Below are 16010 nucleotides of genomic sequence, written 5' to 3' on the forward strand. Positions count from 1 at the left end.
GCCCTCCCGGAGATGGGTGCCTCCAGCGGCTCGATCGGCACCTCGTCGTCCTCGTCCTCCACCTGCTCGGCCTGCTGACCGAGTAACAGAGGCTGATCGCACGACGCACGAAGGATGCGACCGCCCGGCTCAGGCCGGGTGGCGCATCCTCGCGTGCGTTGGGGGGTGTGACGCGCGGTCAGCCGCGCAGGGCGACGTGGAAGGACGAGGCCCACAGCACGAGCGCCGCTCCCAGGCCGACCACCGTGCGGATGGTCTCCGCCGTGGTGCCGGCCGCCAGCACGGCGAGCCCGACCAGGGACACCGCCGTCAGGAAGACCGCGGTCCAGGTGTACTGCCCCTGGTCGAAGAGGCGCGCGAGCGGGAAGAAGTGCAGGCCCACGACCAGGCAGATGCCGACCGGGATGAACTCCGGGTGGTCCGAGGCGTTCGACGCGGCGATCACCGCGAAGATCGCCACCAGCTCGGCCGCGTTGACCAGGCCGACACCCCTGTTCCACTTCTCGGGCAGCCGCACCAGCCGGGACACCGGGCCGGCGGTGCCGCGGAAGGCCAGGACCACCGCGCCGGCCGTGACGGCCGCCGCGACGACGCCGACGGTGACCGAAACCGGCACCGCCGCTATCCCCGAACCGCCCGCGAAGGCCCACACGAGGCCGAAGACGGCGAGAACGATCGCGCCGCGGCGGCGCAGATTGCGCGTGAGTGCCAGGCACTCCGCGTCGGTGGTTTCCGTAGTCATGGCGCGGACACTACAGCGATGATCCGACCGGGTTGTCTATTTTCAGCCAGTCCGACTCCGGGTGACGCGGACCGGTTCACGGCCCGCACGTCACGGGATCGGTGACACATGTAAGGCCGGACGCCTTTTCCCTTTCCCTGTGCAATTCCGCCGCCACATGATGACGGAAGAAAAGCAGGACGTTCACTTCGAATTCTCGGAAGGTGCGAAAGCCATGGGGGTTGATGCGCTGGAGCGCACTGCCGTGAAGCCGGATTCCGACGGCCTGACGGGAGTGCGGCTGCACACACGGATGCCGGTGACACCGGCCTGGCTGGCCCGGTACGTCGTACCGGTCGCCCGCGCGCTGAACGAGGCGGGCGCCCCCGCCGTCCAGCTGCGCCGCGGGTGGCTCCACGGGCCCCACGTCGACATCCTCGCCCGCGACGCCGCCGGCGTCCCGGGCGGCGGGCCCGACTGGGACGGCATCGCGCGCGGCCTCGACGCCGGCCCCCTCGACCCGCCCCGGGCCCTCACCGAGGAGGCGTACCTCGACCAGGCACGCGAGTTCGGCCGCCTCGAAGCCGTCCAGCCGCCCTACCTGCCGCTGCGCGAGCACGGAGCCGTCGAGCGGATCGGCGCCGACGGCGCCGGCCCGGCCACCGGCCCCCGCGACCCGCGCCTCGACCGCTTCCGCACCGTCGTCCACGGCGCCCTCACCCCCGCGCTCCTGCGGACCGTCGACGACCTCGCCGGCGCACCCGGCTCCGGCACCCTCCGCCTCGCCGAGGCGTTCGCCGCACTCGCCGACACCCACACCCTCGGCCTGGGCTACGGCGTCTTCTCGCCCCGCTCCCACGTCGAGGCGTTCCTCGCCTGGGCCGCGCCCACCAAGGACATGCGGCCCGTCTTCCGGCAGCGCCTCGCCCAGGACGCGCCCCTGTTCCGCCGCGTCGTCGAGGAGCGGCTGAGCGGCGAGGTCTCCGCCACCGCCGCGGCCTGGCGCACCGGCTTCGCCTACGGCGCCGGAGCCCTGGAGAGCGCGGTCGCCGCCGGCACCCTCACCCTCGACCTGCTCGACGGCGCCACCGCCGGCCTCGACACCTCCGAGATGGGCCCGCCCGGCGCCACCGACGTCGTCCCGCAGGGCGCGCAGCCCGACAGCGACTTCCACCGGACCGTCGGCGCCGCCGGGATCACCTCGGCCCCGTCCCCCTGGTTCGCGGCCTTCCGCCTCCTCACCAACCTCTTCTACGAGCAGCTGCCCCTGCTCACCGTCTCCCCGATGCAGCGCTACTACACGTGCTTCGCGATCGCCGAGACCGCCGACGAGGTCCTCGGCGTCTCCTGGCGCGAGCGGATCGCCGCCCGCGTCCCGGACGCCCCCGCCGGGGGACCGAGTCCCGCAGCCCCCGCCCCGAGCACCGCTCCGGGCGCCGCCCCCGAGGGAGCCCTCCGATGACCGCCCCCGTCCCCGAGCCCCTCTGGTTCCTGCGCGTCAACCCGCTGCTCCGGGCCCGGCTCGCCGACGCCGGCCTGCGGCGGCAGCTCGCCCTCGTCACCGCCGCCGAGGAGACCCTCGCCGCCGCCGCGACGGCCGCGTCCGACGAGCTGTACGAGCGGATCGGCGCCGCCGCCGACGACGACGAGCGGCGCGAACTGGTCGCCCTGCGCCGGTCCGTGCACAACGGGAAGCTGCCCAGGAAGACCCCGGAGCAGGCCGCCCCCGCGCTCACGGCCTGGCTCGACGCCCGCGCCGCACGCGACCGCATCCGCGCCGAACTCGTCGCCGGCTACCCCGACGCGGCCGAGCGCGAGCGCGAGGTCCTCGCCGGGCTCCTCGGCGACCCCGACCTGCTGCGCTCGCTCGCGCTCGTCGCACCCGAGGTCCACCAGGAGGCCGAGCGGTACCGCGCGGCCGTCGCCGCACCCGGCCGTGTGACGTCGAAGACCCGCAAGTCCGAGCGCGGACTCATCCAGTACGTCACCCGCGCCATGGTCCGCACGAGCCCGCTGGCCCGGTTCACCGCCGTCGGCATCGCCGAGCCCGACCCGGCCGCGCCCGGCCCCGACGAGGCGGGCTTCCCCGGCGCCGTCGCCTTCCCCGGCCTCGACCGGGTGATGCTCAACTACGTGGTCGGCGGCCTGCCCGACCCCGCCGACCGGCCCCTCGACGACCTGTGGATCGGGCTCCCGCCCACCTCCGCGCCCGACCCGGCGACCGGGAAGCTGTTCTTCCTCAAGGCCGCCCCCGAGGGCATGCGGCGCGCCGCCGTCTCCCTCGACGGCCCCGCCGGCGACCTCCTCGACGCGGTCTCCATGGGCCCCCGCCCCTTCCCGTCCGTCGTCGCCCATGTCGCCGAACGCTCCGGCCGCACCCCCGAGGACGCCGGACGCCAGGTCAGGGGCGCCGTCGAACAGGGCCTGCTCTGCACCTTCCACGAGGCCGAGGACGGCTCCGCCGACTACGAGGCGCTGCTCTCCCCGGACGACCCGCGCCCCCGCACGAAGGAGCTCACCGACCGGGTCAAGGCCGGACTGCCCGCCTTCACCGCCGCGCCCGCCGCCGAACGCGGCGCCGCCCTCGCCGAACTGCGCGGCGCCCTCGGCGAACTGAGCCACGCGGCCGGGCGCCCCGCCCACGTCACGGTCGAGGAGGACTACGTGATGCCGCCGCTCGCGGTGGACACGGAGCCCTGGAGGAAGTCCCTGGAGGACCTCGGCCCGGCCGTCGAACTCCTCACCGTCTTCGACTGGCTGCACGACGTCCGGGTCCTCATGACCGCTGCCTTCGTCGAGCGGTTCGGCGCCGGGGCCAACGTCCCCCTCGCCGCCCACGCCCCCTTCGTCGTCGGCGAGGTGTCCCGCCGCGCCGCCGCCATGGCCGCCGTCTACGGCCCCGACGGCCCCGGAGACCCGTCCGCGCTCCAGGGCATCGGCCCCGCCGACGGCTCCCTGGAACGCATCTACCGGCTCCGCCGGGACGTCACCGAGGCGGTCCACGACCTCATCGGCAAGGCCGTGGAGAACGGCGAGCCGACCCTCCGCATCAGCCCGGCCGAGGTCGCCGGCCTCACCGCCGAACTGCCCGAGCGCTTCCGTCGCGACCCGCTGATCTACGGCGTCCTGCTCCAGCGCGGCGACGGCCACCTCGTCCTCAACGACGGACTGCCGGGCCACGGCATGCTGTACGCCCGCTTCCTGGAGGCCGACCGGCGGATGGGCGGCCGCGCGCTGCCCCGCCTCGCCGACCACGTCCGCCGGGTGTACGGATACGACGGCGCCCGCGTCACCGAGGACCTCGGCCTGCACCGGCTCAACGTCAACGCCCACACGCCGGTCCTCCCCGGCGGCCTCACCCCGGACGACTGGTTCGGGCTCCGGCTCGCCCACGACCCGGAGACCGACGCGCTGCGCGTCGAGGACGCCGACGGCGCCCCGCTGCGGGTCCTGCCGCTCGGCACCGGCCACCCCGGCCTCTTCCCGCCGCCGCTCTCCGTCGCCTCCGGGCTCGCCATCAGCGGCCGGCTCTTCAACGCGCTGCCCAACAGCTGGCACGCCGCCACCCCCTGGGACCGCAAGACCACCCGCACCGCGCCCCGCATGGCCGTCGGCGACGTCCTCATCGGCCGCCGCCGCTGGTACGGAGGCGAGGAACTGGGCACCGCCCTGGCCGCCGGACCCGAGGAGCACGAGCGCCACCTCGCCCTCAACGCCTGGCGCGCCCGGCACGGCGTGCCCGAGGAGGTCGTCATCAAGACGGTCCCCGAGGACGAGGGCCCGCTCTCCGTCGGCGCCCCCGACGTCCAGTCCAAGCGGCTCCAGCAGAAGCCCCAGTACGCGGACCTCGGCAGCGCCCTCGGCGCCCGCGTCCTGCCCCGGATGCTCGAACGCCGGGGCGCCGACACGGGCGGCAGCTACCTGGAGGAGGCGCTGCCCGGCGTCGTCGACGGCACCCACGCCACCGAGTGGGTCGTCGAGGTCGGCCGGACCGCCGGCGGCCGCTTCGCCTACCACCCCGCGGCCGGGACCCGGCCGACCACCGACAGCCACCCCACGACCGAGGCAGAGGAGCGGTGACGATGCTCAAGGCACGCCCCGACCTGCACTTCGCGCCGGTACCCGGCGGGGTCTACTTCAGCGGCGCCCGCGCCCGGTTCGTCCTGCGCGGCTCCGAGATCCTGCACGCCGTCGCCCAGGGCTGCGTCCCCCTCCTGGAGGACGGCACCGACGAGGACGCCCTCGTCGCCGGCATCGGCACCGAACGCGCCCGGCCCGCCGTCCGCCACCTCGTCGACAAGCTGCGCGAGAACGGACTGCTCCTCGACCCGGCCGCGTACACCGCGCCCGAGCCGGCCGCCGACGTACGGGCCCGGCACGCCGAGTCCCTCGCCCGCCTGGAGGGCCTCCTCGACGACCCGTACGGCGCGTTCGCCCGGCTCCGCGCCGCGACCGTCCTGGTCACCGGGCCGGCCACCGCGACCGGGCCCGCCGCCCGCGGCCTGCGCCGCGCCGGCGTGGGCACCGTCCTCACCGACCCGGCGGCGCCGACCGGCACCCCCGACGCGGTCCTCGCCGTCCAGGAGGCCGGCGCCGCCCCGGCCGCACCCACCCCGGCGCCCCTGGTCGTCCCGGTCCTGCTCGGCGCGGCCGACGGGGCCGCCGGCACCGGCGTCACCCTCGTCGGGCCCGCCGTCACCGGAGCAGGACTGCCCGGGACCGTCGCCGCGTTCCACGAGCGGGCCCGTGCCTGGGCCGCCGCGGGGGCCACGGCCCCCGCGCCCCGCCCCGTGGCGGACGCCCTGGCCGGCGCACTCGGCGCGCAGCTGCTCGTCGACATCCTCACCGGTACGGCCGACGCGGGCGAGGCCCACGTCGTGCACGGGACGGACCTGGTCTCCGACCGGGTGGCCGTCGAGGGAGCCCCCATGGCGGCCGCGCCCGGCCGGCCCGGCTCCCTCCCCGAGGTCCACACCCTCGCCACCGCGCCCGCCGACGACCGGCCCGAACCGGACGAGGCCCGCGAGACCGCCGCCCTGCTCGCCGCCGAGTGGACCGGGCTGCTCGCCCTCACCGAGGGCGCCGACCTCCCGCAGATGCCCCTCGCCCTGCGCGCCGCCGAGCTCCGCACGGCCGGCCGCCCCACCACCACCGTCCTCGCCTGGGCCGCCCACCAGGAGACCGCCACCGTCGCGGCCACCCTGCAGGCCCTGCGGGCCCTCATCCCCGGGGCTCCCACCCCGGCGGCCGGCCCGCACGCCCACATCCCCGGGGCTCCCACCCCGGCGGCAGGGCTCACCCGGGAACACTGGCTCCTCGACGGCGCGCTGCGCCTGCTCGCCGAGGAGACCCGACCCGTGACCGCGGGGACCGCCACCACGCCCCAGCCGCCCGCGGCGAACCCGGCGGGCGCTCCCGCCGCGGCCGCGGGCGGCGCGGCAGACGACCTGCTCGACCCCGAGGGGCTCCGCATCCTCACCCGGCTGCGGGCCCTGCTGCCCGCGGACGGCGACGCCCCCGCCGTGACGCTGCGCGGGGTGCCCGGACTCGACTGGCGGCTCGCGGAGGTGACCACCGGCGACACCGTCCTCGGACGGGGCTGGGGCGCAGACACCGCGCAGGCCGCACTCGGCGCCCTGTGCACCGCGCTCGCCCGGACGCAGACCGCACCGGAGTCCGGCACCCCCGGCACCGGCACGGTCGACCCGCTCTCCACCGACGCCCTGCTCTTCGCGGACCGGACGGCCCTGGACACGCTGCGCACGCAGCTGGCCGCCGCCCGGCCCGGGACGACGTACCGGGGCGAGGCGGAGCGCCACGACCCGGTGCTCGGCGAACTTCCCTTCTGGTACGGCCCCGTGGAGGCCCGCGATGCCCAGTGACAGGCCCGGCGACACCCTGACCGTGACCGCCCCGGCGGCGGGCCCCGGGCTCGACGCCCGGCCCGTCGACGAGGCGTGGCGGACCGCCCTCGACGTCCTCGCGGACCTGCTGCCCGAGGGCACGGTCGCGGTCGACCGGGGCTGGCACCTCGGCTGGGAGCGGGACCGCTTCGACGAGGCGGCCGCGGCCGACCGGCCGCACCTCTCGGTGCGGCTGCGCGCCGACGAGGTGCTCGTCGGCCCGCTGTGGCGGCCCGGCACGGACGCGGGGTGCGCCGGCTGCGCCGAGGTGCGCGACCGGACCGTCCCCGACCACCCGCTCGTCGGCGACCTGACGTACGCCACCGCCGCCCCGGGGGCGTCCGCGCCACTCCTTCCCGAACTGCTCCGGGCGGCCCTGGAGCACCTGGTGGAGCGGCCGCTCGGCCCCGGCGAACTGTTCGCGGTCTCCCCGCGCGGCCTGCGCCGCCACCGCGTCGCCCGCAGCTTCCACTGCCCGCTCTGCGGACCCGCGTACGAGAAGCTCGACGGGACCGCGACCCCCGAGCCGCTCGCCCTCGTCGACCGGCCTGCCTTCGCGGACGACTCCACCCGGACCGCCGCGAGCCGGCTCGTCGCGCGCGGGGTGCTCCAGGAGCGGCTGGTCGACGGACGCTTCGGCCCGGTCCGCGCCCTGCTGCGCGAGTCCCGCGCGCCCTTCGCGATGAGCATGGCCGTGGTGCCGGACGCCCCGGCCATGGGCCACGGCCGCGCCCGCACCTTCGCCGAGACCGGCCCGGTGGCGATCCTGGAGGCGTACGAGCGGCTCGCCGGCTTCCCGTACGACCTGCCGGTCCTCACCGACCGCTCCTTCACGGAGGTCGCCGACCACGCCGTCGACCCCGCCGGACTCGGCCGGTACACGGCGGAGCAGCTCGCCCATCCGACCAGCAGGGCCACGCCGTTCGACGCGGACACCCCGATGGACTGGGTGTGGGGCCACGACCTCGACGACGGCCGGGCGCTGCTCGTCCCCGCCGACCACGCCTTCTACCAGTACGAGTACCACCACCGCCGGGACCGCCGGGCCGCCCGCGAGGCGGGGACGGCCGGCCGCAAGCACTACTTCTACGACTCCTCCAGCGGCTGCGCCGTCGGCGCCAACCTCGAAGAGGCCGCCCTGCACTCGCTGTTCGAGCTGGCCGAGCGGGACGCGTTCCTGCTCTCCTGGCACCGGGCCGCGCCGCTGCCGACCATCCCGAACTCCTCGCTCACCGACCCCACCAGCCGCGCCATGATCGAGCTGATGGAGTCGCGCGGCTTCGACGTCCACCTGCTGGTCGCCACCCAGGACATCGGCCTGCCGGTCGTCTGGGTGCTCGCGGTGAACCGGCTGAACCCCTTCCCCGCCACCTTCTCCTCGGCCGGCTCCGGCGCCGACCCGCAGGCCGCCGTCCGCGGCGCGCTGCGCGAGGTCGCCCAGCTCGTCACCAACCCCGTCGACTGGACCCGTGAGGACGTCGAGCCGATGGTCGCCGACCCGTGGCTGGTGCGGGAGCTGGAGGACCACGTCCGGTTCTCCTCCCTGCCCGAGACCGCCGGACGCGCCACGGCCGCCCTCGGCGGACCGCGCGTCACCCTCGCCGAGGCGTTCCCGGACTGGCCGGGCCGGCTCGACCGGGGCTCCGGCGGCGACGTGCGGGGCGCCCTGGACTTCGTCCGCGGCCTCTTCGCCGAGGCCGGCCTCGACCGGATCGTCCTCGTCGACCAGACCAGCCGCGAGCACGCCGACGCGGGCATCCACGTGGCCCGCGCGGTCGTCCCCGGCATCGTCCCGATGTGCTTCGGCCACGCCCAGCAGCGCCTCGCCGGTCTGCCCCGGCTCACCGCCGCCCTGCGCGGCACCGCCCAGGAGCACCGGGCGCTGCCCCTCGACCCCCACCCGTTCCCGTGACCGCCCCGCCGCGCCCCGCGCCCGCGCCCCCGGCGCCCGTACCGGCCGCCGAACCGGCCCCGCGCCGCGGCCCCGTCGACCTGCCGGGGCCCGAGGGCGACAACAGCATCGCCAGGGAACCCCTCTGGTACGCGTACGGCGCCGGAGCCGACGCACCGCAGCCGCCGCCCTGGACCTGGCGGCCGCAGCCCCCGCCCGACACGCACGTGCCGCCCCCGCCACCGCGCGGGGGCGCCCCGCGCACCGGCCTGCCGCTCGGCACGCACGAGCGGCTGGCCGCGCTGCCGTACCCGGCCCTGCCGGCCCCCGGGGAGGCGTCCGGGCCACAGGTCGAACCGGCCGCAGACCGGCTCGGCCGCGCCCTCGTGACCGCCTTCGGCCCCCAGCGCAGAGAGCCCGAGAACCCCTACAACGACCACCGGCCCTACGCCTCGCCCCGCTGCCTCTTCCCCGTCCACGCCTTCGTGGACGGGGGCGCGGGCATGCCCTGGCGCCTCCTCGACCCGGACCGGCACGCCCTCACCGGCGCCCCCGGCCCCGCGGGGACGCCCGGCGACATCCTGCTCACCGGCCGGTACACGACGGTCCCGCCCGCCTACCAGTGGTTCAGGGGCTCGCTCGTCGCCATCGAACTGGGCTTCGTGCTGCGGTCGCTGAGCCTCGGCCTCGAACTGTTCGGGCTGCCCGCCCGGCTCCGCCCGCCCGGCCCCGACGCCCTGGACCGGCTCGCCGCCCTCGGCCTCGACGACACCTGGGCCTGGTCCCTGCCGTTCGTCGTGGAGCCGGCCGGCGCCCCGCGCCCCGCGGAGCCCGAGCCCGCCGCCGTGCCGGAACCACCCGCGCACCTCGCCCGCACCGACCCCGCGCTCGCCGAGATCGTGCGCGTGAACCGGGAGCAGACCTACCGCAGCGGCACCGCCCCGCTCACCACCGCCGTCCCGGCGGGCCTCGGCCCGTCGAGCACCGCACCCGACTGGGCGGAGCTGCTGTGGCGGCGCCACTCGGGCCGGATGCCGCGCGCCCTGCACGGCATGAGCGGCCGTCGTCGCCGACAGCCCGCCGAGATCCTCGACAGCGCCGCGCGCTGGCTCGCCGTCCCGCCGCCCGGGTACGAACTCGCCTCGGCCTTCGATGCGTTGAAGGTGACCGCCGTCGTCCAGGGCGTCGAAGGCCAGGCGGACGGCGTGTACCGGCTGCGGGACGGCGCCACGCGCCTGCTCCGCGCCGACCCGACCGCGTCCGAACGACTGGAGGAGCGGTACGGCTACGGCGTCTCGCCGGTCAACGGCTGCGGCATCCGCGACGCCCCCCTCACCGTCTTCCTGTCGGTCCGGCCCCGTGCGCTCTTCGAGCGGCTCGGAACGGCCGGCTGGGGCGCCGTCCAGCACGCCGCCGGCTGGGCCGCGCACGGCCTCTGCCTCTCGGCGGCGGCCTCCGGCCTCTTCGCCCGCCCCGTGCGGGCGTTCAAGGAGATCCCCACCCAGCGCGTCCTCGGCCTGGACCCGGACGAGATGATCGTCCTGTCCGTGGTCGTGGGGGTACCGCAGGCCACCGGCGGCGCGCTGCTCGACCTCAGACTCTGAAGGAGCGTCCCCCGTGACCCCATCCGCCGCCGAGCCGCGGACCGACTGGACCGCCTGGCACCTCCACCTCGGCACCACCGCCCGCTCCGCCCACGACCGGGTCGTCACCGACGTCATCGGACCCACCGTCCGCGAACTCGCCCCCGGCACCCCGTGGTTCTTCATCCGCTACTGGCAGTCCGGCCCGCACCTGCGGCTCCGCGTGGGCGGCCTCGACGCCGCCGCGCGGGCCCGCGTCGAGGCCGCCCTCGGCGAGCGTCTCGCCGTGGCCGGAGCCCCCGCGCCCGGCGAGGAGCCGCTCGACCCCGCCGCCTACCGCAGCGGGGCGGAGCGGCTCGCCGCCGCGGGCGAGACCGGCGAGAACACCTCGGTGAAGGCGCTGCTGCCGCCCGGCGTCCATCCGGCCGTCTACGAGCCGGAGTTCGACCGCTACGGCGGCGCGGCCCTGATGCCGGCCGCCGAGTCCCTCTTCACGCTCTCCAGCGGCCTGGTCCTCACCGCCCTCCCGAAGGTGACCGGCGAGCGCCAGCGCGCCCTGCTCGCCCTGCGCGGCACCGTCGCGGTCGCCGCCGCGGTCGGGGACCCGGCGGAGCGCGCGTACTACTACGCGCACGGCCTCGGCGCCTGGCGCGCCTGGGCGGCCGAGGCCGGCCACCCGGCCGGGCTCCTCGACACGATCACCCGGGTCGAGGGAGCGGTGACCCTCGATCCGGGCGCCCACGGCCCGTTCGCCGGCTGGCACGCCCGGCTCGCCGCCCACGCGGACGAGATCCGCGCGCACTCCACGGCCCACCCCGGCATGGTCCTCTTCTCGCACGCGCACATGCTCCACAACCGGCTGGGCCTGAGCCTCCTGGAGGAGCTCCGCACGTACGCGGTGCTCGCCCACGCCTTCCCCGTACCGGAGCACACCCCGATACCACGCGGCGCCGCTTCCCCGGCGGTGCCCGTCCCCTGACCCCCGCCCCCCACGGGGAGTCACGAAAGGCCCGGCCGGTTTCCCCGGCCGGGCCTTTTCGTGGTGCTCGCCCCTGCTACTCGGGGCGCGGGTCCCAGCGGAAGCTGCGGACGGCGATCAGGGCGCCCACGACGCCCCAGGCGGCGAGGACCGCGAGGTCGCGCCACTGGAAGCCGGCGTCGTGCGTGAACAGCGCCAGCATCGCGTCGTTGAACGGCTTCACGGGCAGCAGGCCCGCGATCGTGTTCAGCAGCTCCGCGTGGATCGGGAAGTAGCTGCCCGAGATGAAGACCAGCGGGAACTGGATGAACTGCACGACGGCCGGGGCCGCCTCCGAGTTCTTGATCAGCGAGGCCACGCCGACGCCGAGCGCGCAGAAGCTCGCCGCGCCGAGCACCAGCGTCACCAGGACCGCGCCCCAGTGGGTCGGCAGGTCGACGCCGTAGAGGGCGCCGATGCCGAAGACGAGGGCGACGTCCACGATGCTGACGACGACGCAGTGCACGAGCAGGCCCGCGAAGTACACCCAGGCGGGCAGCGGCGTCGCGTGCAGCCGCTTCAGGATGCCGGTCTGCCGGCGCATCGCCAGGACGATCGCCAGCTGGCCGTAGCAGGCGCCGAGCACCGACACGGCGGCGATCACCGGCGTGTAGTACTGCATCCCGGTCAGGCCGAAGAAGAACTCCTGGCCCTCGCTGCCGCTGAACACGGCGCCGAAGATGCCGATGATGACGATCGGCAGCACGAAGGTGAAGACCATCGACTGCGGGTTGCGCCAGAACGACAGCTGCTCGAAACGGATCTGGTGGGCGAGCAGCGCCACGGCGCTCCGCCCGCGCGGCGCGGCGGCACGCGCCGCCGGGACCGCCGGAGCGGTGTCGGTGGTCGGGGGGATCAAGGTGGTCACGAGCGGCTCCGTCCGGGTCGGCGCCCCCGCCCGGCGGGCGACTTGCGCCCCCGCCCGGACGACGGCGAGGAGGCTTCCTGCTGTACGTACTCGCTGGTCAGGCTGAGGTAGACGTCCTCGAGGGTGGGCTGCTCGACGGTCAGCCGGTCCAGCGGCGTGCCCCGGTCGAGGGCCCAGCCGGTCAGCCGGTGCAGCGCGGCCGTCGGCTCGGTCGTCTCGGCCGTCACCAGGCCGTCCTCCACGTCGCTGACGGCCAGGGGGACGTCGGCGAGCGCGGCGCCGGCCGGCAGCGCGAAGCGGATCCGGGTCTGCGCGCTGTCGCGGCCGCCGAGCGTCTCCGGCGTGCCCGAGGCCACGATCCGCCCCTCGGCGATGACCACGACCGAGTCGGCGAGCGCCTGGGCCTCGTCCATGTAGTGGGTGGTGAGGACGATGGTGGTGCCGTCGTCGCGCAGGTTGCGCACGACGTCCCAGGCACCGCGGCGGGCGTTCGGGTCGAAGCCCGTCGTCGGCTCGTCGAGGAAGAGCAGCTTCGGCCGGCCGACGACGCCGAGCGCCAGGTCGAGCCGGCGCTTCTGGCCGCCGGACAGGTCCTTGACCTTGGCACCCTTCTTCTCGTTCAGACCGACGAGGTCGAGCAGCTCGTCGACGTTCCGCGGGTCCGGGTAGTAGCCGGCGTTGCGGGCGACGGTCTCGCGCACCGACAGGTACGGCTCGACGGCGATGTCCTGGAGCACCAGACCGACCTGGCCGCGCAGCCAGGCTCCGTCGGCCTTCACACCGGGGTCGCGCCCGAGGACCTCGACGCGCCCGCCGTCGCGGTCGCGGAAGCCCTCCAGGATCTCCAGGGTGGTGGTCTTGCCCGCGCCGTTCGGCCCGAGCAGGGCGAAGATCTCGCCCTCGGCGACGGTGAAGTCGACGCCGCGGACGGCCTCGTGGTCGCCGTACCGCTTCTGCAGGCCGGCCACGGCCACCGCGGCGGTCACCGCGGTCCCTCGGCTCGTGTCATGTGTCTCTCCCGGTGGTGTCGTGGGACGTCGTGGGGTCGTCGCCCGCAGACGGACTCCGGGGCGCGGCCTCGACGTTAGGGGCGTGGACCGGGCGCGGAGCGGCCGCGCGGGGGCGCCGGTGACGCACGTCATGGAAGCCGCGACAGTTGTCAGCCCCGGGCGTGACCCGCGTTGCCGGGCACCGGCGGGCCGCCCATGCTCGGGGTGCGGCGGACGGCCGGGACGCGGGGGGACCGCGGCCGGCGACGCCGACGGTGCCGACACAGCAGCGACGCGGAAGGCGGTCTCAAAGGTGCGGTTCGGGGATCTGGACGAGTGGGGAGCGGAGGAGCGGCCGCACGTCTCGGTGGTCGGCGCCGGCATCGGCGGACTGACGCTGGCCGGTGCGCTCTCCTCCATGGGCATTCCGTACACGGTGTACGAACAGACGCGGCGGCTCGCCGAGGTGGGGGCGGGGGTCCAGCTCTCGCCGAACGCGGTCCGGCCGCTGCTGCGGCTCGGCCTCGGCCCCGCCCTGCGCGAGCGCGCGGTGGCGATCGAGGCCATGGAGGTGCGCGGGTGGAGCGGGCGGCCGATCGCCCGGACGCCGCTGGGCGCCGAGTGCGAGCGGATGTTCGGGGCGCCGTACTACGCGGTGCACCGGGCCCATCTGCACGACGCGCTGCTCTCGCTGGTCGAGCCCGGCGCCCTCAAGCTGGGCGAGCGGCTGAGCGAGGCCCGCGAGACGGGTCCCGCCGGCGTGGGGCTGGCCTTCGAGGACGGCACGGTCCGCGACGCCGAGCTGGTGGTGGGCGCCGACGGCATCCACTCGACGGTCCGCGAGACCTTCCGGCGCGACGAGCCGGTCTTCTCGGGGCTCGGGATCTACCGGGGCCTCGTCCCTGTGGACGCGCTCCCCGACGCGGCCCGCGAGCCCCTGGTGCGCCTCTGGCTCGGTCCGGGCGGCCACTTCGTCTGCTACCCGGTCGCGGCGGGGGAGTACCTGAGCTTCGCGGCGACCGTGCCGATGGCGGAGTCGCCGGGCGAGTCCTGGTCGGCCCCGGGCGACCCGGAGGCGCTGCGCGCGGTCTTCGGCGGCTGGACGGGCCTGGTCGCGGACGTCGTGGCGGCCGTGGAGACGACCCACCAGTGGGCGCTGCACGACCGTCCGCCCCTGGAGGTGTGGTCGTCGCGGCGGCTCACGCTGCTGGGCGACGCGGCCCATCCGATGCTGCCGTTCATGGCGCAGGGCGCCAACCAGGCGGTCGAGGACGCGATGGACCTGGCGGCCTGCCTGGCCGACCCGGCGGCGGCGACGACCGGGGCGCGCCTGGACCGCTACCAGTCGCTGCGGATCCCGCGCACGGCGGAGATCCAGCGCGGTTCCCGCGGCAACGCGGGCATCCTGCACCTGCCCGACGGGCCGGCGCAGCGACGCCGGGACGCCGGGATGGCGGTGCACGCCTCGCTCCGGGACCGGGCGATGCTCTACGCCCACGAGACGGGCCGGAGCGTGGTGCCGACCCCGGCGTGATCGGGCCATCGGCCCGGACCCGTGGTGCGGCCCTGCCCGCGCGCCCGGACGGCCGATTCCCCCGGCGGGCCGCCGGGGGAATCGGTTCAGCACTCGATGATGTTCACCGCGAGCCCGCCGCGCGCGGTCTCCTTGTACTTCACGCTCATGTCGGCGCCGGTCTCCTTCATGGTCTTGATGACCTTGTCGAGGGAGACGAGGTGGCTGCCGTCGCCGCGCATCGACATCTTCGCCGCCGTGACGGCCTTGACGGCCGCCATGCCGTTGCGCTCGATGCACGGGATCTGGACCAGGCCGCCGACCGGGTCGCAGGTCAGGCCCAGGTTGTGCTCCATGCCGATCTCGGCGGCGTTCTCCACCTGCTCCGGGGTGCCGCCGAGGACCTCGGCGAGCGCGCCGGCCGCCATGGAGCAGGCCGAGCCGACCTCGCCCTGGCAGCCGACCTCGGCGCCGGAGATCGACGCGTTCTCCTTGAAGAGCATGCCGACCGCGCCGGCCGCCAGCATGAAGCGGACGATGCCCTCGTCGTCGGCGCCGGGCACGAAGTTCGTGTAGTAGTGCAGGACGGCGGGGATGATGCCGGCCGCGCCGTTCGTCGGGGCGGTGACCACCCGGCCGCCCGCCGCGTTCTCCTCGTTCACGGCCATCGCGTAGAGGGTGATCCACTCCATGGCGTGCATCTTCGGGTCGCCCTCGGAGCGCAGCTTGCGGGCCAGGTTCGCGGCGCGCCGGCGCACCTTCAGGCCGCCGGGCAGGATGCCCTCGCGGGACATGCCGCGCGAGACGCAGGACTGCATGACGCGCCAGATCTCCAGGAGGCCGGCGCGGATCTCGTCCTCGGTGCGCCACGCCTTCTCGTTCTCCAGCATCATCGCGGAGATCGACAGGCCGGTCTCCTTCGCCAGGCGCAGCAGCTCGTCACCGGTGCGGAAGGGGTACTTCAGGACGGTGTCGTCGGGGACGATCGGGTTCTCGCCCTGCACCGCGTCCTCGTCCACGACGAAGCCGCCGCCGACGGAGTAGTACGTCTTCTCCAGGACGAGCGCGCCCTCCGCGTCGTACGCGAAGACCGTCATGCCGTTGGCGTGGTACGGCAGGGCCTTGCGCCGGTGCAGGATCAGGTCGGCGTCGAAGTCGAAGGGGATCTCGTGGGCGCCGAGCAGGTTGATCCGGCCGCTCGCCTTGATCCGCTCGAACTCCTCGTCGGCGGTCTCGACGTTCACCGTGCGCGGAGAGTTGCCCTCCAGGCCCAGCAGGACCGCCTTCGGGGTGCCGTGGCCGTGGCCGGTCGCGCCGAGCGAGCCGTACAGCTCGGCCCGTATCGCCGCGGTGTGGGCCAGCAGCCCCTCGTTCTTCAGCCGGCGCGCGAACATCCGCGCCGCGCGCATGGGGCCCACCGTGTGGGAGCTCGACGGGCCGATGCCGATCGAGAACAGGTCGAAGACCGAGATGGCCACGGGAGGACTCCTTGTGGGGGGCTAGACGCCGTTGTCTGCCGGGGTG

Annotated in this window: 12 protein-coding genes; 8 read left to right on the top strand and 4 right to left on the bottom strand. The window is 75.8% G+C overall.

All coding sequences use genetic code 11. The annotated features are described in order from the left end of the window. Nucleotides 1-12 precede the first annotated feature (12 nt). On the top strand, nucleotides 13-78 hold the full coding sequence (locus tag AB0424_RS27460) for a hypothetical protein (RefSeq protein WP_355831188.1): 66 nt from the start codon (nucleotides 13-15) through the stop codon (nucleotides 76-78). A 100-nt stretch (nucleotides 79-178) separates the two neighbouring features. On the opposite strand, the gene AB0424_RS27465 is transcribed toward AB0424_RS27460, so the two are convergent. Further along, the gene (locus tag AB0424_RS27465; RefSeq protein ID WP_366309238.1) at nucleotides 179-742 is read right to left on the bottom strand and encodes a hypothetical protein; all 564 of its coding nucleotides are present in this window, start codon (nucleotides 740-742) and stop codon (nucleotides 179-181) included. A 214-nt stretch (nucleotides 743-956) separates the two neighbouring features. Between AB0424_RS27465 and AB0424_RS27470 the strand changes: the two genes are divergently transcribed. From AB0424_RS27470 to AB0424_RS27495, 6 genes are read left to right on the top strand one after another with little or no spacing between them, the layout of a single operon-like run. Beyond that, a complete protein-coding gene (locus AB0424_RS27470) occupies nucleotides 957-2183 on the top strand; it encodes a hypothetical protein (protein ID WP_366309239.1) in 1227 nt (408 codons plus the stop codon). Then, nucleotides 2180-4801 (top strand): hypothetical protein, encoded by a 2622-nt coding sequence (locus AB0424_RS27475; protein ID WP_366309240.1) that lies wholly within the window; start codon nucleotides 2180-2182, stop codon nucleotides 4799-4801. The genes AB0424_RS27470 and AB0424_RS27475 overlap by 4 nt, the downstream gene beginning before the upstream one ends. A gap of 2 nt (nucleotides 4802-4803) precedes the next feature. Next, on the top strand, nucleotides 4804-6603 hold the full coding sequence (locus AB0424_RS27480) for a hypothetical protein (RefSeq protein ID WP_366309241.1): 1800 nt from the start codon (nucleotides 4804-4806) through the stop codon (nucleotides 6601-6603). Further along, entirely contained in the window at nucleotides 6593-8536 is a 1944-nt protein-coding gene (locus AB0424_RS27485) for a TOMM precursor leader peptide-binding protein (protein WP_366309242.1), read from the top strand. The genes AB0424_RS27480 and AB0424_RS27485 overlap by 11 nt, the downstream gene beginning before the upstream one ends. Then, nucleotides 8533-10119, top strand: coding sequence for a nitroreductase family protein (locus tag AB0424_RS27490; protein WP_366309243.1), 1587 nt, complete (start codon nucleotides 8533-8535; stop codon nucleotides 10117-10119). The genes AB0424_RS27485 and AB0424_RS27490 overlap by 4 nt, the downstream gene beginning before the upstream one ends. Before the next feature lie 13 nt (nucleotides 10120-10132). Further along, on the top strand, nucleotides 10133-11077 hold the full coding sequence (locus AB0424_RS27495) for a thiopeptide-type bacteriocin biosynthesis protein (RefSeq protein ID WP_366309244.1): 945 nt from the start codon (nucleotides 10133-10135) through the stop codon (nucleotides 11075-11077). A gap of 76 nt (nucleotides 11078-11153) precedes the next feature. Here AB0424_RS27495 and AB0424_RS27500 read toward each other — a convergent pair whose 3' ends face one another. Together AB0424_RS27500 and AB0424_RS27505 are read right to left on the bottom strand one after the other, a co-directional pair. Next, complete coding sequence (locus AB0424_RS27500) at nucleotides 11154-11984, bottom strand: ABC transporter permease (RefSeq protein ID WP_366309245.1); 831 nt, start codon at nucleotides 11982-11984, stop codon at nucleotides 11154-11156. Further along, nucleotides 11981-12970 (bottom strand): ABC transporter ATP-binding protein, encoded by a 990-nt coding sequence (locus AB0424_RS27505; protein WP_366309246.1) that lies wholly within the window; start codon nucleotides 12968-12970, stop codon nucleotides 11981-11983. Before AB0424_RS27505 ends, AB0424_RS27500 begins: the two co-directional genes overlap by 4 nt. 316 nt (nucleotides 12971-13286) lie before the next feature. On the opposite strand from AB0424_RS27505, the gene AB0424_RS27510 reads away from it, so the two are divergent. After that, nucleotides 13287-14507, top strand: a complete 1221-nt coding sequence (locus AB0424_RS27510) for an FAD-dependent monooxygenase (protein WP_366309247.1) — start codon at nucleotides 13287-13289, stop codon at nucleotides 14505-14507. An 86-nt stretch (nucleotides 14508-14593) separates the two neighbouring features. Here the strand turns inward: AB0424_RS27510 and AB0424_RS27515 are convergent, their stop codons facing one another. Then, a complete protein-coding gene (locus tag AB0424_RS27515; protein WP_366309248.1) occupies nucleotides 14594-15964 on the bottom strand; it encodes an L-serine ammonia-lyase in 1371 nt (456 codons plus the stop codon). Nucleotides 15965-16010: the final 46 nt, after the last annotated feature.

This window comes from Streptomyces sp. NPDC051180 (genome assembly GCF_040689545.1).
Classification (GTDB): Bacteria; Actinomycetota; Actinomycetes; order Streptomycetales; family Streptomycetaceae; genus Streptomyces.